This window comes from Bacillus sp. 7894-2, from assembly GCF_002272225.1.
GTDB lineage: Bacteria > Bacillota > Bacilli > Bacillales > Cytobacillaceae > Cytobacillus.
The window spans coordinates 47,953-66,890 of record NZ_NPDG01000069.1; the positions used below are offsets into that span (position 1 = coordinate 47,953).

The following is an 18,938-nucleotide window of genomic DNA, read 5'->3' on the forward strand; positions in this document are numbered from 1 at the left end:
CATGATGGGGAAACCAGTGGATGTCATCCAGTCTGTAAGATTGGACGATGAAAACAATACACTCATTCTTTTAGATCAAACAGTTCTGCCGAATGAAAAGAACTTTTTGCATTTGAAAGAATTAAAGGATATTTGGGATGCAATCTATCAGTTAAAGGTCCGAGGTGCACCTGCCATTGGAATTGCCGCGGCTTACGGTGTTTATTTGGGCACAAAGCAATCAGCAGCAGAAAGCTATGAAGAACTTTATCTGGATTTTAAAAAAGCGAAAGAATACTTGGCGTCATCACGGCCAACTGCTGTCAATCTGTTTTGGGCGCTCGACCGCATGGAAGCCCGTTTCCAGAAAGAAGAAGGCAAAGCTGCTAAGGAAATAAAGCAGGCTCTGAAAGAGGAAGCAGAAAAAATTCGTGCTGAGGATGAAAAAGTTTGCGAGTCAATCGGACAGTACGCGCTTTCTGTACTTGAGCCTGGATGGGGCATTCTGACACACTGTAATGCCGGAACAATTGCGACCGCTAAATATGGGACAGCTCTTGCTCCAATATATTTGGGGCAGGAAAAGGGATATGATTTTAAAGTATACGCCGATGAAACCCGCCCGCTTCTGCAGGGGGCCCGCCTGACTGCATGGGAGCTCGAAGAAGCAGGTGTGGATGTCACGCTGATCTGTGATAATATGGCCAGCATCATCATGAAAGAAGGCAGGATTCAAGCGGTACTTGTCGGCTGTGACCGTGTTGCAGCAAATGGGGATGCAGCCAATAAGATTGGAACATCCGTCGTTGCGATTCTAGCGAAACATTATAATATACCTTTCTATGTTTGTGCTCCGCTGTCAACAGTTGATCTCGCATGCAACACAGGGGACGATATCCATATTGAATTGAGAGATTCAGATGAGATTACTTCTAAATGGTACGAAAAGCCAATGGCGCCAGAGGGTGTAAAAACCTATAATCCCGCATTCGATGTAACAGATAGTGAACTGATCACAGGCATTATCACGGAAAATGGCATCGCGTATGCACCATACACAGAAAGCCTTCCAAAGATGTTCAAATAAGAAGAAATAGCCTCCTGACCAAGCGGTTAGGAGGGTTTTTATTCTTCATATCTTTAAAGCGTTTAACTAGGAAAATATCCCTGACATCAATAAAAATGAAGTGTAATTTCACTCTTTGTATCTATCAAAGGAACTATTTTTTTTGGGGTAATTTATTTACGGATGGAAATATTATGAATTTAACAACATGTTGACCGTAGAAAAAATTTGTAAATCAGTCAAAATGCCTGTTACTTTTTTAGAAGCTATGTTTCTATGCCTGATTCTAAAGTCTGAGAATTAAACATTTTAGCATATTGTTAGAGTCTGAATATTTTAAATATACTTTAAATACAACAGGAATCGACAGAAAAAATATAGATTTGAGAGGAGAAAAAGGATGAAGAAAAAAAAGGCATTAGGAGCAGCACTTCTAAGTATGACCATGGGTTTATCAGTTTTCACAGCGGGGGCATTCGCAAAAGAACCGGAGACCCAAAATGAAACCTACCGGGTATTGATCCAGGGTCCGGCAAATGCTAAAGCCAGTGTGAATTCACAGGTGGACAAGCGCTGGGATTTTGGGAGCGATGGCATGACTGCAGAGGTTAATGCTAAGCAATACCAGGCACTCCTGAAAAATAAGAACTTAAAGATTGAAAAAGTAAGCGAAGTTACTCTTGATACTGCCAGAACAGAGGCGTCCAAGAAAGATTCAGTTTCTATTCAGGCAGCAGGATATCCTAGTGATCAAACACCATGGGGAATTGCTTCGATCTATAATAACAGCAGCATTACGAGTACCTCAGGCGGAAGCGGCATTAAGGTAGCTGTTCTTGATACTGGCGTTTATACAAGCCACATTGACCTGGAAGGCTCTGCAGAGCAATGTAAGGACTTTACTCAATCCACTCCGCTTGTCAATGGTTCTTGTACCGATCGCCAGGGCCATGGCACACATGTAGCCGGGACGGTTTTAGCACATGGAGGATATGATGGTCAGGGAATCTATGGAGTGGCTCCACAGGCGAAGTTATGGGCATATAAAGTCCTTGGAGATAATGGTTCGGGATATTCAGATGATATTGCAGGAGCAATCCGCCACGTAGCTGACGAAGCATCCCGTACTGGCTCTAAAGTGGTCATTAATATGTCCCTTGGTTCAAGCGGCAAGGATTCTCTCATCAGCAGTGCGGTTGATTACGCATACAGCAAAGGTGTCCTTGTTGTTGCCGCAGCAGGAAACTCAGGCTACAGCGCTAATACAATCGGCTATCCTGGAGCTCTGAAGAATGCGGTCGCGGTTGCAGCCCTTGAAAACGTTCAGCAAAACGGTACATACCGTGTAGCCAACTTCTCATCCCGCGGAAATCCTAACACAGACGGTGACTATGTCATTCAGGAAAAAGACGTGGAAGTGTCTGCTCCTGGTGCGAGCATCGAGTCTACGTGGTATAACGGAGGCTACAACACGATCAGCGGTACATCCATGGCTACACCTCACGTAGCAGGCCTAGCAGCGAAAATTTGGTCATCCAGCCCGTCCATGAGCCATACTCAGCTTCGCACAGAGCTTCAAAACCGTGCTAAGAAATATGACATTAAAGGCGGATACGGAGCAGCAACTGGTGACGACTACGCGTCAGGCTTCGGGTACCCTCGCGTAAAATAAACGAACAGCATCATACCCCCGAAAACCGTCTGATCTCTGATCAGGCGGTTTTATAATATTTCCGCGGAAATGATCAAATTTTAGCGAAACATGAAAACTGATTGAAAATGCTGAAACAAATTAATTTTGAATATACAATAGGGAGTGGATGTGAATAGGAAGGGAGCTGACAGCCGTGGCTGGTAATAATACATATCATAATGACCAGGAAGCAAAGGAACTCATCTGCGAAATCGGCAGAAGAATATACAATAAAAACTTCGTTGCTGCAAACGACGGAAACATTTCCATTAAAGTGAATGACCGTGAACTCTGGACAACACCAACCGGAGTGAGCAAAGGGTTTATGACACCGGATATGATGGTTAAGATGGATCTTTTAGGCAATATTCTGGAAGGGAAGCTGAAGCCCTCTTCAGAAGTAAAGATGCACCTTAGAGTGTATCAGGAAAATCCTGAAGCACAGGCGGTTGTCCATGCCCATCCGCCTGTGGCCACTTCGTTTGCCATAGCCGGAATTAGCCTTGAAAAACCCGTTTCACCTGAAGCAGTAGTCCTGCTTGGCAAAGTGCCAGTAGCCCCGTATGCCACACCGGGTACACAGGAAGTTCCAGACTCGATTGCCCCATATTGCAGGGATTACAATGCTGTACTTCTAGCGAACCATGGAGCCCTAACCTGGGGAAGGGACATAACAGAGGCCTATTTCCGGATGGAGTCATTGGAACACTATGCACTCATGCTGATGTATTCTGATCACATCATTCAAAAGTCAAACGAACTAAGTACAGAACAAATTGCCGAGCTGATCTCAATCCGTGAAAAAATGGGCATTCATACAGGCGGAATACCCGTTCCGAAACGTGATAAGGAAATCCGGACAGCTCCTGGCATGACAGAAGAAATGATTGGAAATATCGTTCGGAAAGTAACAGAAGAAGTTCTGAAAAACGTTTTAAAATAGCCAAAAAGGGATAGCTATAAGGGTATAGAAATTCTGTATAATTTCAACCTTTTAACGAAACCTATCTTGAATACTTTTTTGAAACGTGAGGAGAGATTCCGATGAAATTGCTGGTCATTGGCGGGGTGGCTGCAAGTATGTCAGCCGCATCGAAATTAAGGAGAATGGACGAAAAGGCGGAAATTACCGTCTATGAAAAGGGTAAATTCTTATCTTACGGAGCCTGCGGTCTTCCGTATTACATTTCCGGCGAAAATGATGATTACCGTAAAATGATCGCAAGAACACAGGAGCAATTTGCTGAGAGGAACATTAAAACACATCTGCAGCATGAAGTTTTAAAAGTGGATACAAACAAAAGGGAAGTAACGGTTAAAGACCTTGCATCAGGCAAAACCTTTACAGATACATACGACAAGCTGATGATCGGAACAGGCACGTTTCCGATCATGCCCCCATTTCCTGGAGCCGATCTCGAGAACATTCATGTGCTGAAGACACTCGAAGATGGGTTGATATTAAAAGAAATATCACGCAAACCGGAAGTGAAAGATGTTGTCATTGTCGGCGGAGGCTATATTGGCATCGAAGTGGTCGAAGCGATGAAAACCCTTGGCAAAAATGTGCGAGTTATTGAAATGGGCGAGAGAATCTTAGCTCCTTTTGATAAGGAAATAACCGATATTGCTGAAAAAGAAATCCGAGATAACGGCGTAGATCTGAACCTGGGAGAAAAGGTGGAGAGCTTCAGCGGCAATGGAAAAGTGGAGAGTGTCAAAACGGATAAAGGCACTTATAAAGCAGATTTAGTGCTTGTTGCTGTAGGTGTAAAGCCTGCTACGAAGTTTCTGGAAGGATCGGGAATAGAGACAGCGGAAAATGGTGCCATCATCATCGACCGTGAAATGCGGACGAATATTGAAGGGGTTTATGCGGCGGGGGACTGCTCTCAGGTTTATCACAAGGTGCTTGAAGAAAATGATTATATACCGCTGGGAACAAACGCGAATAAATGCGGCCGTCTGGCTGGGGCCAATATAGCCGGCAGTCATGAAAAATATGTGGGAACTTTGGGAAGTGCCGCGATTAAAATTTTTGATATGGAGCTTGGAAGAACGGGACTTTCCGAGGAGGATGCCAAAAAGCTTCGAATAGGCTATACAACGGAATTCGTAAAAGCTGCAGACCATCCATCTTACTACCCGAATCAGACTCCTATCTGGATCAAGCTGATCTGTGAGAAAGAAACAAACCGAATACTCGGAGCCCACGCCATCGGAAATAAAGGAGTGGTCCTTCGAATCGATGTATTTGCCGTTGCCATCCACAACAATATGGCAGCAGAAGAGCTTGGCATGGTGGATCTTTGTTATGCACCGCCGTTTGCGGGTGTCTGGGATGCTGTCCATATTGCAAGCAATGCAGCGAAATAAAAATGAAGCCAGCAGAGATGCCGGCTTCATTTTTATTTAATAAGAAGAATCCTTCGCAAGCTTCGGATGGCGGTTCATCGCTCCGAGCAGAATCAGTCCGCTCAGGATGAGGAGGAAGCTTGTGACGACAAATACGGCCGAAAAGCCAAGGTAGCCAGAGATCATACCGCCAATAACGGGTCCTATGATATTCCCGAAAAAGCGAAGACTTGTGTTGTACCCAAGCACTTCACCCTGCATAGCAACCGGCGCTTCCTGGCGGATATAAGCGATTCGGACAGGGATGATGCCCCCGATGGTGACACCAAGTGCAAAGCGGACAAGAACCAGCTGCCACATGTTTGAGACAAATCCCCCCGGCAGATAAAACACGCCTGCGAGGAAGAGGAGAACAACCAGCGTTTTAATATAGCCATGCTGATCCGCGATTTTCCCCCATTGCCTTGCCATCAGAAGATTGCCAAGCCCTGCAGCTGAAAAAGCAATTCCAGCAAAAAATGCCAGATTTTCCGGTCCGTGCAATTCACTGACATATAGGGATAGGATAGGCTGGATGCTGAAATGTGCAATTTGAACAAGAGTTGATATCAGCATAACTGTCAGCAGGACAGGATGGCTGAGAATATGCTGAATGACCGCCTTGCTTGAATACCGCGTTTTCTCGCCCTTTTGTGTTTGGATTTTGTGTTCTTTTGTGAAAAAGACAAGAAAAGCGGAAACAAAGATGGCGATGGAGGTCCACTTAAAGGTATCTGCAAAACCGAATAAATCTGCGAGGACTCCGCCAAGAAGAGGACCCATCAAAGAACCTGTAATGCTTCCGGTCTGCAGTGTCCCCATCACCCTGCCGGCAATTTCCTTCGGTGTCTGCGTAGAAATGAATGCCTGGGACATACCGATGAAGCCAGTAAAAATCCCCATAAACAGCCTGAGAAAAAACAGTTGCCAGACGTTAGTCACATATCCCATCAGGAAGATGGATATCCCCATGCCGATTCCCGATAGAATCAATATTTTCCTTCGCCCAAAAAGATCACCTATTCTTCCCCACACAGGAGAAAAAAGAAATGCGGTTACAAATGTAATGGCAAACGTCCACCCTGACCAATGCTGCACATAGGTTGGAGAATGATCGCCGAAGCTTTCTATATATAATGAAATAAAGGGAAGCACCATTGTCATACTGCCTGCCACAAAGAAATTGGCAAACCACATAATCATTAAATTTCTTTTCGTCTGTTTTACCATATTTGAAACACTTCTTTCCGGTCAACATTTCGTTTCCCTAAATATATAATAACGAAAATGACAAAAAATAGGAAGGGGTATGCTTCATTCTAGTTTTTATATATCCTCTTATCCATAATAAAAACGGCTTTGCACAGGGAATCCAAAAATTTCTATGACATTATTACCACAGTCCGTAAAAAAAACATTGTCTTATAACAGCATTTATTCTATAATTCCTAATAGGAAAAAGATTCAGAATATATATTCAAAAGGGGGAAGTTGTTTGGAAGCTTTGGTTAATCAGTTAAATGGCATATTATGGAGTACACCTGTTATCTACATCTGTCTTGCAATAGGATTACTATTTACAATCCTCACTCGATTCTTGCAGGTCAGACATATTAAAGACATGATTATGCTAATGTTCCAGGGGAAAAGTTCCGAATCGGGCGTATCTTCATTTCAGGCCTTATCTATTGCTCTTTCAGGCCGTGTAGGAACTGGTAACATCGCAGGTACTGCAACTGCAATCGCTATGGGAGGACCTGGAGCTGTATTCTGGATGTGGGCTATGGCTTTTATCGGAGCGGCTACGGCATTTATCGAGTCAACGCTTGCCCAGATTTACAAAGAAAAGAAAGACGGGCTGTATCGCGGGGGTCCGGCATTTTATATTGAAAAAGGTATAGGGATTAAATGGTTTGCCGTTCTTTTTGCCATTTCTGCTTTGCTTGCAATGGCGATATTAATGCCTGGCATTCAATCCAACTCTATTGCTTTGGGAATGGAAAACGCATTTGGAATCAATAAAAGCGTTACAGGCGCAATTATTATCGCACTTTTAGCTTTAATTATTTTTGGCGGTGTTAAGCGTATTGCTACAGTAGCCCAATACGTTGTTCCTTTTATGGCAATTGGTTATATTCTAGTATCATTAGTTATTATCGGGATGAATATTGGTGAACTGCCTGCCGTATTCTCATTGATTTTCCGAAGTGCTTTTGCTGCAGACTCCATGTTTGGAGGGCTTGTCGGAAGTGCAATTGCATGGGGAGTAAAGCGTGGAATTTACTCTAATGAAGCCGGTCAGGGTACTGGAGCCCATGCTGCTGCTGCTGCTGAGGTTTCCCATCCGGCCAAGCAGGGACTGGTTCAGGCTTTCTCAGTTTACATTGACACGCTATTCGTGTGTTCCGCAACAGCTTTCATGATCTTGTTCACTGGTATGTTCAATACTGTTGGCACAGATGGCAAGACATTCGTTGTTGAGCATCTGCCTGGTGTAGAAGCAGGCCCAGGATATACACAGGCCGCTGTTGAATCCGTATTGCCTGGATTCGGTGCAGGATTTGTTGCTGTATCCCTGTTCTTCTTTGCTTTTACAACGATTATGGCTTATTACTATATGGCAGAAACGAATGTTACTTATTTAATAAAAGGGAAAAACCTTAAATTCGCTACTCATATATTGAAGGTTGTTTTGCTGGCATCAACTTTCTATGGAGCAGTCAAAACAGCGGGCCTTGCATGGGCACTCGGGGATGCGGGTCTTGGTCTAATGGTATGGCTAAATCTCATTGCCATTCTGATTCTTGCCAAACCTGCACTGCTTGCGCTTAAAGACTATGAAGCACAGAAAAAGCAGGGACTTGATCCAGTGTTTAACTCTACTAAACTGGGCATCAAAAACGCCGAGTATTGGGAAGAAGGCTACAAAGTCCAGGAAGAAAAAGTATCTTAATAGAAAGATTAAAGATGTCCGGCTGATGCCGGGCATTTTTTTTGCAGTAAAATAAAAAATAAACGAAAAAAGCTTGGACCGTAAATGTCCAAGCCTTTCTATTAATCTCTTACTTTACACGAGGGAAGCCAAAGCCTGACGCATAATCGTCACCAGCGGCAGCTCCTGTTCCGCCAAGAATATCATTTTGCTTAGCCCGGTTCTGAAGCTCGGTGCGAAGCTGTGCATGGGTCATGGATGGATTCTGGGCCCAGATCTTAGCAGCCAATCCGGAAACATGAGGAGTAGCCATGGATGTGCCACTGATGGTGCTGTAGCTGCCATCATACCATGTGGATTCAATCGCTCTGCCTGGTGCAGACAGCTCGACATCACGTTCCTGAATCACGAAGTCGCCATCAGTTGCAGGATTGCCTCGTGATGAGAAATCTGCAACACGGTATGAACCATTTTGCTGGACATTTTCAAGTGCCGCCACTGCAACAGCATTCACCAATGCACCAGGATAGCCGATCGTGTTGTCTCCGGGACCATCATTTCCGGCTGCAGCAACTACCAGCACACCTTTGCTGTAGGCGTAATTAACTGCATCTGTAATCAATGAATTTTTGGAACTGGAACCTAATGACATGGAAATAACCACCTTAGATCCTGTGCGGGCTGCTTCATCGGCCGCATGCTGAATAGCTCCTGCGATGTCATCAGAATACCCTGATCCTCTGTCATTTAACACTTTATATGCCCAGAGATCTGCGTCTGGGGCTACGCCATAAACACCCTGTCCATTAGCTCCGCCAGTAGCCAGTACAGTACCAGCAACATGTGTGCCGTGTCCGTTTTTGTCTCCACAGCTTCCGTCAATTAAAGGCGACTTTCTTTGTGTGAAGTCTTTACACTGCTCGGCTTGTCCGGCAAGGTCAGCATGTGCTGTATTTACACCTGTGTCCAGCACGGCCACTTTTACCCCATTTCCGCCTGAAGTGCTTTTGATGGAACTGTCATTATAAATGGCTTCAATTCCCCAGGGTGTACTGTCAGTTGGAGCAGATGCTGCCCCCGATCCAGGTTTTGCAGCGGTGACAGGTGTATTCTTAACTTCATCAACTCTATCAATCTTTAAGTTTTTATTTTTTAAAAGTGCCTGATACTGTTTAGCATTGACCGTTGTAGTAAAACCTTTCTGTCCAAAATCCCACCGTACTCCGTAGTTCGCTTTCGCCTTAGCCTTTTCCGCACTTGGTCCCTGAATAACGACCCGGTAGGTTTCATTGCTCTCAACCTGCTGGCCAAATGCCCCTGATGCAAACACCGAAAGCCCCATTGCCATACTTAATACTGCTGACCCAATCATTCTTTTTTTCTTCATTCAAAATCTCCTCTCAAAATATGTACTGATCACAGCCGGAAAAGCTGTGACTCTATTATATTTACAAAATTCAGAATAATTAAACTGGTCTTTCGTACTATTTCTTTAATATTATTAGAGATTTAACTTTTTAGGAAAATTTTTCAATTCATAAAATGGATATAAATGGTGTTAATAAAACTGTGCGGAGGGTATAGCCTACTAAGTCATTTAAGGAGTGTGAAGCATGAGAGCTGTAACTTACCAGGGAGCAAAAGATATTCAGGTAAAAAATGTGGAAGATCCCAGAATTGAAAAAAGGGATGATGTGATTGTCCGGATCACGTCAACAGCCATTTGCGGATCGGACCTTCATTTATATCAGGGAAACATGCCATTGCGGCCCGGGTATATTATCGGGCATGAACCGATGGGAATTGTTGAGGAGACAGGCCCTGATGTGACACGGGTAAAAAAAGGCGACAGGGTGGTTATTCCATTTAATGTGTCATGCGGGCATTGCTTCTACTGCCAGCATGAAATGGAAAGCCAATGTGATAATTCCAACCCCCATAACGATTCGGGCGGCTATTTTGGCTATACCGAGAAATATGGAAATCATCCGGGCGGCCAGGCAGAGTTTTTGAAGGTGCCATTTGGCAATTTCATGCCCTTTGTCATACCGGAATCATGCGAGCTGGAGGATGAGTCACTGCTCTTTTTATCGGATGTGCTGCCGACAGCTTATTGGAGTGTGGAGCATTCAGGTGTAAAAGCGGGAGATACAGTCGTCGTCCTGGGCTGCGGCCCCATCGGGTTAATGACCCAGAAATTTGCCTGGATGAAAGGTGCTAAGCGGGTAATAGCGGTCGATCATCTTGATTACCGTCTGAACCACGCCAAACTCACTAATGATGTGGAGGTCTATGACTTTACGAGATATGATGACATGGGAGCTTATCTGAAAGAAATCACCCAGGGTGGAGCTGATGTGGTCATCGATTGTGTGGGTATGGATGGAAAGAAATCCGCAGTGGAAAAAATCGAACAGAAGCTGAAGCTGCAGGGGGGAACGCTTGGCCCGATTCAAATGGCGACAAAAGCCGTTCGTAAATTTGGGACCGTCCAGCTGACAGGTGTGTACGGGCTGACATATAATATGTTCCCGCTGGAGGAATTCTTCTCGAGAAATGTTACCATCAAAATGGGACAAGCACCTGTTGTGCACTACATGCCAGAGCTGTTCGAAAAAATCACGAACAAGGAATTTGATCCAAAGTCGATCATTACTCATCAGATTCCCCTCCAAGAAGCAGATCGTGCATATAAGATTTTTAATGACCATGAAGATGACTGCATCAAAGTCATCTTAAAACCTTAGCTATTATACACAAACCGGCCAGGAAATACCTTGGCCGGTTTTTTGAAGTTTAAGAATATAACATAATATTACATGTTTCGACACAAACGTATATAATAGTCCTTAAGGCTATTATTACTAGAATTAACCAAGGAGCATGTAAAAATGAAAGGCTTTAATCAAGATACTCTGATAAAAGAAGAAACAAAAGCAGTCACCCTTTTTATCTGGCTGTTTTATATTATATTAGCACTTTATGATTTATTTTATTATTATCTGCTTCCCCTCAATACAGGCGGCACTATCGGACTGCCAAATGGCGGGCTTGGATGGGTGTATTACCTGGCTATTATCTTGATCTTGCCCTTAGCGGTTTATCTAATCAGGACAAAACGCCCATTTCAGGTAAAATACTTATTTTTTGCAGGTTTTTTTCTGATAGATTTTAGTAACAGCATGCTGATCTATCTTGGTGAGTCGAAGGAATTCCAGAGCGGAAGCGCAGTAGAACTATTATTTATTATATTTGCGCCAATTTTTGTGAATAAGCGCTATTTTTGGATCGTATCCGGAGGCATGATTGGGAAGTATCTTTTGGCTGGTTTACTGTTGAGCAGCCAGAAGGTAATGGTGCCAATCGTGCTTATGGTCATTTTTTCGAGTGTTTCCTATGTTCTGCTGAACCGATTCTATTCATATATTCACTCGCTGACACATGTTTTCCAGGAACTCCGCCAGACGGAAAAGCTGGCTGCTGTTGGACAGATGGCTTCGGCAGTGGGCCATGAGGTGAGAAATCCTTTAGCAGCATTAAGAGGGTTTACTCAGCTGCAGATGGAAAAATACCCTGAAGACAGGGATCGATATAAAATGATGATTGAAGAAATCGACCGCATTAATCTGATTGCAGATGACCTTATGATCCTGAGCAAACCAAGGCTGCCTATGTTTAAAAGGGTTGAACTGAATGCAGTGATTCAATACGTCCTCGCAATCATTAAAGAACAGGCAGCCAATCAGAATATCCGTTTTGAAACAGAGAATCTTAAATCCCTTCCTAAAGTTCATTGTGACGAACATATGCTGAAGCAGGCTTTTATTAATCTGATCAAAAATGCGATGGAATCTATGGCAGAAGGCGGCACAATCCTGATTTCGGCCCAACTGGCGGAGGGTGACCAGGTTTTGATCAGCATTAAAGATGAAGGCTGCGGGATAGATGCAGAAAGTATGGAACGGGTCGTGGATCCATTTTATACAACGAAGCCGGATGGAACCGGTTTAGGACTGATGGTTACCAAGCAGATTATGGATGAACACAAGGCGGAGATCCTATTTGAGAGTGAAGTGGGAAAAGGGACCATCGTGAACCTTATGTTACCTATAGAGCAGCAGGCAAAATAATAGAATTTCAGGGGATGTACATATAATGTGCATCCTCTATTTATATTAAGGACTATTGACCCGATATAAATAAAGAGTTAATAGTTGCTATTTACCTATTAATTATACATGATATATACAAAACATGTACAAATTGGCTAAAGAGCCGGAGGGACACTATTATGCTATTTCAGTTAAAAAAGAAGAATCCATCTTCATTTTTTCAGCCGGAAATGAACTTTCCAGAATCAGAGGAAACAGTTAAAGTAAAAGATCAGCGTATTAATGAACGATTGTGGTATATGGGCTTTTCAAAAAAGCATCTTGAAACACTTCAGGATCTGAACCCGGTGATTTCACCCCTGCTGGATGAATTGCTCCAGAAAGTTCTGGATCATCTTTATAAACAGTCGCCATTAAAGAGAATTGCTGAAAAAAATACAAGCAGGGATAGGCTCTATGGCGTATACGTCCAATATTTCCAGAGCTTATTAAGCGGCAATCTGGATGATGAATACTTTGCGATGAGAACGAGGATTGGCAATACCCATAACGGGGCTGGTCTTCCAGTTGAGTGGTTTCTGGCCACCTATTCTGCCATTAATACATTATTGGTGCCTAAGATCGTAGCGGAACTGCACCAGGATCCTGAGAAGCTGACGAACGCACTGCTGGCTCTTACACATATCATCAATCTTGATTCCCAGCTGGTTGTCGAAAATTATCTGCAGGCCAGAATGAATGAACTCAATGAATTAAATGCTTCAAATGCTCATCTGCAGAAAGAATTAAATTCTATCAGCCAGGAAGTAGCAGCCTCGGTACAGCAAACGGAAGCTTCGATCAATGAGACAAGCTTGAAAGCTGATCAAATCCGCAGTGAAACCGAAACAACGCAAAAAAGCAGCAAAAATTTGCTGAACCTGACTAACCTCAACCAAACACAAATGGATGAGATGGTTCATGCTTTCAATAAAGTCCTTCAGGATGTGGAGCAGTCTATAAGTGGAATTGAAGCTTTAAAAGGAATCTCTGAGCAAATTATCACGATGACAAAAGGGATTGAAGATATTGCCGATCAGACGAATCTGCTGGCACTGAATGCATCAATTGAGGCGGCCCGGGCGGGTGATGAAGGCCGGGGATTTGCCGTAGTGGCAACCGAAGTGAGAAAACTGGCAGAAAACTCTAAGAAGATGAGCAGCCATATCAAGGAACAAATCGAAAAAAGCGACAATCAAATCAGCGTGCTGGTTGATACGATGAACTCCATGAATCTTTCAACAAAAGAATCACAAGCTCAGATTCAGCAGGTAAAAGGCGGGCTTGTTACTGTGAAAATGGAAATGGAACAGTATCTGGACATGTTCGGCCGCAACAAAACAGACCTCGACAGCATTGTTCAGTCCATTCAGGAAATTAATCATACAACCGAAAGCCTGTCCCTTCTTGCTAATGAACTGAAGGAAAAGGCTGAGGACGGAAATAGGAATTTTACATAACTGCCTATTAAGCCAGATGCGGAGCCACCGGTTGATGCTTTAGCTTTAAAAATTGAGAGTAAGAGTACCAGCTGTATATGCCGGTACTCTTTTCTTTCATAATCGGCTATACTATAGGCTAGAAAATAATTGTGAAGAAAAGTTTAAAAGGAGTTACTTATGACACAATCTATCATTCAAGATATGAAGCCGTTTATCCAGGAAGCATGGAAAAAGTCTGCATTTGTACAGCCGACGACCATTCAGGCAGAGGCGGTTCCTCCTGCCTTGGAAGGCAAAGATATTATTGCCGAGTCCCCGACTGGAACAGGCAAAACACTTGCTTACCTTCTGCCGGTCCTTGAAAAAGTTGATCCGGATAAACAGGCCGTCCAGGCTGTTATTTTGGCCTCTTCCCAGGAGCTAATCATGCAAATTTTGGGGGAAATTCAAAAGTGGGCAGAAGGAAGCGGAATTAAAGCAGCTTCTTTTATCGGCGGAGCCAATGTGAAAAGGCAGCTTGAAAAATTGAAGAAGCATCCGCATATTGCTTTAGGAACGCCGGGACGGGTGATGGAGCTGATTAAACAGAAAAAGCTGAAAATGCATGAAGTCAAAACCGTAGTCCTTGATGAAGGCGATCAGCTTCTCGTTAAGGAACACACTCAGACGGTTCAAAACATTGTTAAAGCTACACTTAAAGAACGCCAGGTCCTGCTGTTTTCAGCGACACTGCCGCCGGTTGTTGAGCAGCTTGCAAAAGAACTGACAGCTGATGCTGAAGTCATTCGTGTTGAGAAGGATGAAACCATTCAGGCTGCAGGTGTGGACCATATTTATTTTGTGGCAGAAGCGCGGGATAAAATCAAAATGCTCGAAAAGATCTCAAGGCTTGAAGACATAAAGGCACTGGTATTTGTCAAGGATATCGGCAACCTAACCGTTATGGCAGAAAAGCTTGATTTTAAAAATATCTCTTCAAGCACTCTGCACAGCGACCTGAGCAAATTTGACAGGCAGAAAGCCATCAAGAACTTCCGCACGGGCAAAACGAATATGCTGATTGCCACAGATGTTGCGGCAAGAGGGCTGGACATCAAAGGAGTTACCCATGTCGTACATTTCGACTTCCCGAAGGATATGAATCAATATGTCCACCGCTCGGGAAGAACAGGAAGATTCGGCGCAGGCGGAACCGTTATTTCTCTCGTCACTGAAAGAGAAGAGCGCGAACTTAAACAAATGGCAAAAGAACTGGGCCTCACTGCTGAAAAGAAAGTCATGCGCGGCGGCCAAATCGTATAAAAATCAAGTGTCGGGCACCTATATCAATTGGTGCCTGGCATTTTTTTATAAAAAGGAATTTCTCCTTTTCTAAGCGAATTAGTAAGTGGAGCTTTATTTAACTAAAGAATAAGGGGAAATCAATGATGGAGAATCCAAGGCTTAAGAGTTTTCATGATGATTATTTGCCTGAAGCCACGATAGATGAACTGCAGGAAAAAATGCAGAATAGGGAAATTACCTCCAAAGAACTTGTATTGATGTATATGAACCGAATTGGACAGCTGGATAAAAACCTTCATTCTGTTTTAGAACTCAATCCGGATGCACTGCATATTGCAGCTGCTCTTGATGCGGAAAGAGAAAAGAAGGGGCCGCGAAGCCCTCTTCATGGAATACCCATATTGTTAAAGGATAATATCGATACAGGAGACAAAATGCAGACAACTGCCGGGTCACTTGCTTTGAAGGGTCACTATGCACAAAATGATTCATTTGTGGCTTCTCAATTGAGAAAAGCGGGAGCTGTCATTATCGGAAAAACGAATATGACAGAATGGGCCAATTTTATGACAGAAGGGATGCCGAGCGGGTACAGTTCGCGCGGCGGACAGACCTTAAACCCTTATGGGCCGGGGAAATTTGATGTGGGAGGTTCGAGCGCAGGATCCGGTGCCGCCATTGCCGCTAATTTTGCAGCTGCAGCCATTGGAACGGAGACATCAGGCTCCATATTAAGTCCTGCCAGCCAGAATTCTCTCGTCGGAATAAAGCCGACCGTCGGACTTGTCAGCCGAACCGGGATTATTCCGATTGCCCATAGCCAGGATACTGCCGGGCCAATGGCGAGAACGGTAAAGGATGCCGCTTTATTATTAAACGTGCTGGCAGTCTCTGACGAAAATGATCCGGTTACCCTGACAAATCAGGATCTTCAGGAGAAGGATTTTACCATCTTCCTTGATAAAAATGGACTTCAGGGAGCACGAATCGGCATTGCCAGAGATACTTATTTTGACTACTTAAGTTCTGAAAAGCTCGCCGTTATGAATCAAGCTGTAGCCCGGTTAAATGAACTGGGTGCAGAGGTTGTCGATGAAGTAGTGATTCCTTCCACTAAAATGGAGTGGAGTTACGATGTCCTGACTTATGAATTTAAAGCGGATGTGAATGCCTATCTCCGGACTGTTGCCCCGCACCTTCATATTCGCACCCTGTCCGATGTCATTGAATTTAATGAAAAAAACAGCGAAAAGTGCTTGAAATACGGCCAATCTATTCTGATTGAAGCGGAGGAAACAAGCGGAAATTTGACCGAATCAGCGTATTTATCAGCTCTAGAGAAGGATATCTATTTTTCAGGAGAGCAGGGCATTGACTGCGTGATGCGAAAGCATAATCTGGATGCCATCGTGTTCCCGAATAATTATGGAGCAGGCATCCCTGCAAAAGCGGGCTATCCATCCATCACAGTACCAGCCGGGTATACCTCTGAAGGAGAGCCGGTGGGCATCACATTTACAGGAATTGCTTACAGTGAGCCGCTCCTGATCAAACTTGCTTATGCCTTTGAACAGGCTACCAGGCATCGAAAAGGACCTGAGCTTGGAGTGCTGGCATCAGAATAACTGCTCCATAATTGACTCATACTACTCCTGATAAAACAAAAAAAGGAGCAGATGAGAATATGGGCAGAACCAAACGTGGAAATGGCAATGCACAGCGCAATAACAATAAACACAGACCGCAGCGCACAAGCGAAGAGCTTGTTGAATTCACAACCGGAAGCAAAGAAAGGAAAGAGAACAACGTGCAGGACTGATTGAGCAGAATCCTCCTTTTTAAAGGGGGATTTTTTTGCTGCCGCTATCCGAAAATAAAAAGAGCTATCTGCATAAATTCGTACCATCTCCATCACTGGCAAGTAAATCTCCGGAAAATGCATAAAAAAAGACAGTTTTCCCATTAGAAGACTGTCTTTTTTACATTTCATTTCAATTATTTATATCTTATTCTTCAACTTTCTTCAGCGGTTTGGCAGCCGGACCTTCCACAACGGTTCCATCATAGGAAAAGCGGGAGCCGTGGCATGGGCAGTCCCATGTTCGGTCGCCATGATTCCATTCGCATTCACACCCCATGTGGGTGCAGGTTGTATCCACAAGATGAAGGCTGCCTTCAGGATCCCTGTATGCCCCTGTCCGCTTGCCTTTAATCATCACGACGCCGCCTTCATCATTTGACAGATCTCCTGTTTCTTTTGGCACGAATTCAAGCTTGCCTTTGATCAGCTGTCCGGCAACATCCGTATTGGCCGCGATAAATTTTTTGATGCTTGGGTCAGCCTGGAATCTCGATGGCGTAAACAGCTCTGCATAAGGGTTGTCCCTTTCCATAATCTGATCCTTTATCAGCATGGCTGCTGCTGTCCCGTTTGTCATACCCCATTTCCGGTAGCCTGTTGCGACAAAGATATTCTTCTGCTTGGATGTAATCGGGCCAATATACGGGACCTTATCAAGTGTGTATAAATCCTGGGCAGACCATCGATAAGGATAATCGGTAATGCCAAGCACCTCTTCCGCAAACACTTCGAGGGCATCGTAGTGCTTCATCGTATCCGGCCCATGGCCCGTCTTGTGGCTGTCGCCGCTCACTAAAATAAGCTTGTCTCCGTTATAAGGTGTGTACCTCATCGAGCGGGTCGGTGAATCTGCACTGTAATACATGCCTCCAGGAAAGTCCTCTTTGATTTTTACGCCAAGTACATAAGATCTTTCCGGAGATAATCTGGAAAAATAAAACCCTTTCATATCCGCAAAAGGGAAGTGGGAGGCAGCAATGACATATTTGCATTTCAGGCGATGGCCGTCTCTGGTTACGACATCAGGAAGACTGCCTTCTTCAATATCTGCTGCTGTGGTATTTTCATACACAATTCCTCCCAAATCCACAAAGTCTTTAAGCAGCTTTTTCAAGTATTTAACCGGATGGAACTGGGCCTGGTCAAGCATGGAGAGAACGGCAGTCGTGTTGATGTTAAACGGAATGCTCTCCTTCATTCCGTGTGGGATTCCCAGTTTTTCATAGGCTTGCCGCTCTTTATCGACTTTTTGTGCGTACTCTTCCGATACAGCATAGATGATAGCTTCTTCATTACTGAAGTCGCATTCAATTTGTTTTTCCGATGCTGTGTTCCGGACGAAATTCAGTGCATCTGCTGAAGCCTGATAATAGAGTTTAGCTTTTTCCACACCAAAGTGGCTGATCAATTCATCATATATTAAGCCATGCTGTGCCGTCACTTTGGCTGTTGTATGTCCAGTGGTGCCGTTCAGGATATTGCCGGCTTCAAGAATCGCCACTTTAAAGCCTTCCTTGGCAAGAAGGTACCCTGCCGTTATCCCGGTAATGCCTCCGCCGACAATCGCAATGTCCGTTTGAGCATCTTCTCTGAGCTTATCAAAGGCAGGAAGTTCCTCTTCCCTCCAATATGGCTCAGGATATTGGGGTGTATTGTGGTTGGATGTCGTCATATTTGTCCTCCTACGTTATATTCATTCATAATTTTTCCTGTAAACCCTGTTACTATACAATTTCTCCTTCTCTAACCATACCCAAATAATTGTTAATTAATCAGGTGGATTGGTATATCGGAACCTGAGCAGTTTTTTCTTTAATTCTGGATAAAATGTGCAGACCGAGAAAAGATATACAATATCCAATGTTAATGGGGTACAGTCATGATTACATTCAGCTATCTGACCATTTTTCTACTCTTGGCAATATTGAGCACTATATTTGATATGAGAATATTTGATTATACGTTTTTCCAAGCTTTGAGGAATCTGCTGTTTTCAGAGATTGCCACTGGAAGAATGATTATTATTTTTACTGTTTTGATTGGATTGGCCTCAAGTACAGTGGCTGATTTCCGCCTTTTGAAAGCGAAGAAAAAGAAGCGGCCATCATAGAAACGCTTGCTTAATTGAACATACAC

General features: G+C 43.9%; 15 protein-coding genes and 1 pseudogene. 13 read left to right on the forward strand and 3 right to left on the reverse strand.

Features of this window, described 5'->3' with window-relative positions:
• Nucleotides 1-4: 4 nt before the first annotated feature.
• From mtnA to CHI10_RS10930, 4 genes are all read left to right on the forward strand, one after another.
• On the forward strand, nt 5-1,066 hold the full coding sequence (gene mtnA / locus CHI10_RS10915) for an S-methyl-5-thioribose-1-phosphate isomerase (protein ID WP_218831302.1): 1,062 nt from the start codon (nt 5-7) through the stop codon (nt 1,064-1,066).
• Nucleotides 1,067-1,445: 379 nt separating this feature from the next.
• Nucleotides 1,446-2,717: a S8 family peptidase gene (locus CHI10_RS10920; protein ID WP_095244322.1), complete on the forward strand. Its 1,272-nt coding sequence runs from the start codon at nt 1,446-1,448 to the stop codon at nt 2,715-2,717.
• Between the two features lie 175 nt (nt 2,718-2,892).
• Nucleotides 2,893-3,681 carry a class II aldolase/adducin family protein gene (locus tag CHI10_RS10925; protein ID WP_095244323.1) on the forward strand — a complete coding sequence of 263 codons (789 nt, stop codon included), beginning with the start codon at nt 2,893-2,895 and terminating at the stop codon, nt 3,679-3,681.
• 101 nt (nt 3,682-3,782) lie between these two features.
• The gene (locus CHI10_RS10930) at nt 3,783-5,114 is read left to right on the forward strand and encodes a CoA-disulfide reductase (protein WP_095244324.1); all 1,332 of its coding nucleotides are present in this window, start codon (nt 3,783-3,785) and stop codon (nt 5,112-5,114) included.
• A gap of 36 nt (nt 5,115-5,150) precedes the next feature.
• Here CHI10_RS10930 and CHI10_RS10935 read toward each other — a convergent pair whose 3' ends face one another.
• The gene (locus tag CHI10_RS10935; RefSeq protein ID WP_095244325.1) at nt 5,151-6,362 is read right to left on the reverse strand and encodes an MFS transporter; all 1,212 of its coding nucleotides are present in this window, start codon (nt 6,360-6,362) and stop codon (nt 5,151-5,153) included.
• 265 nt (nt 6,363-6,627) lie between these two features.
• Here CHI10_RS10935 and CHI10_RS10940 point away from each other — a divergent pair, with 265 nt between their 5' ends.
• The gene (locus CHI10_RS10940; RefSeq protein WP_286137304.1) at nt 6,628-8,085 is read left to right on the forward strand and encodes an alanine/glycine:cation symporter family protein; all 1,458 of its coding nucleotides are present in this window, start codon (nt 6,628-6,630) and stop codon (nt 8,083-8,085) included.
• A 109-nt stretch (nt 8,086-8,194) separates the two neighbouring features.
• On the opposite strand, the gene CHI10_RS10945 is transcribed toward CHI10_RS10940, so the two are convergent.
• Nucleotides 8,195-9,451 (reverse strand): S8 family peptidase, encoded by a 1,257-nt coding sequence (locus CHI10_RS10945; RefSeq protein WP_095244327.1) that lies wholly within the window; start codon nt 9,449-9,451, stop codon nt 8,195-8,197.
• 226 nt (nt 9,452-9,677) lie between these two features.
• Here CHI10_RS10945 and CHI10_RS10950 point away from each other — a divergent pair, with 226 nt between their 5' ends.
• From CHI10_RS10950 to CHI10_RS22675, 7 genes and pseudogenes are all read left to right on the forward strand, one after another.
• The gene (locus CHI10_RS10950; protein WP_095244328.1) at nt 9,678-10,811 is read left to right on the forward strand and encodes a zinc-dependent alcohol dehydrogenase; all 1,134 of its coding nucleotides are present in this window, start codon (nt 9,678-9,680) and stop codon (nt 10,809-10,811) included.
• Between the two features lie 144 nt (nt 10,812-10,955).
• Nucleotides 10,956-12,194, forward strand: coding sequence for an ATP-binding protein (locus CHI10_RS10955; RefSeq protein WP_095244329.1), 1,239 nt, complete (start codon nt 10,956-10,958; stop codon nt 12,192-12,194).
• A 212-nt stretch (nt 12,195-12,406) separates the two neighbouring features.
• Nucleotides 12,407-12,898: pseudogene (locus CHI10_RS22970) on the forward strand (protoglobin domain-containing protein); the annotation flags it as partial.
• A gap of 231 nt (nt 12,899-13,129) precedes the next feature.
• Nucleotides 13,130-13,675 carry a methyl-accepting chemotaxis protein gene (locus CHI10_RS22975; protein ID WP_483294952.1) on the forward strand — a complete coding sequence of 182 codons (546 nt, stop codon included), beginning with the start codon at nt 13,130-13,132 and terminating at the stop codon, nt 13,673-13,675.
• Between the two features lie 159 nt (nt 13,676-13,834).
• Nucleotides 13,835-14,959 (forward strand): DEAD/DEAH box helicase, encoded by a 1,125-nt coding sequence (locus tag CHI10_RS10965; protein ID WP_095244331.1) that lies wholly within the window; start codon nt 13,835-13,837, stop codon nt 14,957-14,959.
• Between the two features lie 125 nt (nt 14,960-15,084).
• On the forward strand, nt 15,085-16,566 hold the full coding sequence (locus CHI10_RS10970) for an amidase family protein (protein ID WP_095244332.1): 1,482 nt from the start codon (nt 15,085-15,087) through the stop codon (nt 16,564-16,566).
• 59 nt (nt 16,567-16,625) lie between these two features.
• A complete protein-coding gene (locus CHI10_RS22675) occupies nt 16,626-16,760 on the forward strand; it encodes a hypothetical protein (protein ID WP_286137306.1) in 135 nt (44 codons plus the stop codon).
• Nucleotides 16,761-16,947: 187 nt separating this feature from the next.
• Here the strand turns inward: CHI10_RS22675 and CHI10_RS10980 are convergent, their stop codons facing one another.
• Nucleotides 16,948-18,474 carry an FAD-dependent oxidoreductase gene (locus CHI10_RS10980; RefSeq protein WP_095244334.1) on the reverse strand — a complete coding sequence of 509 codons (1,527 nt, stop codon included), beginning with the start codon at nt 18,472-18,474 and terminating at the stop codon, nt 16,948-16,950.
• 207 nt (nt 18,475-18,681) lie between these two features.
• Here CHI10_RS10980 and CHI10_RS10985 point away from each other — a divergent pair, with 207 nt between their 5' ends.
• Nucleotides 18,682-18,912, forward strand: coding sequence for a hypothetical protein (locus tag CHI10_RS10985; RefSeq protein WP_095244335.1), 231 nt, complete (start codon nt 18,682-18,684; stop codon nt 18,910-18,912).
• Nucleotides 18,913-18,938 lie beyond the last annotated feature (26 nt).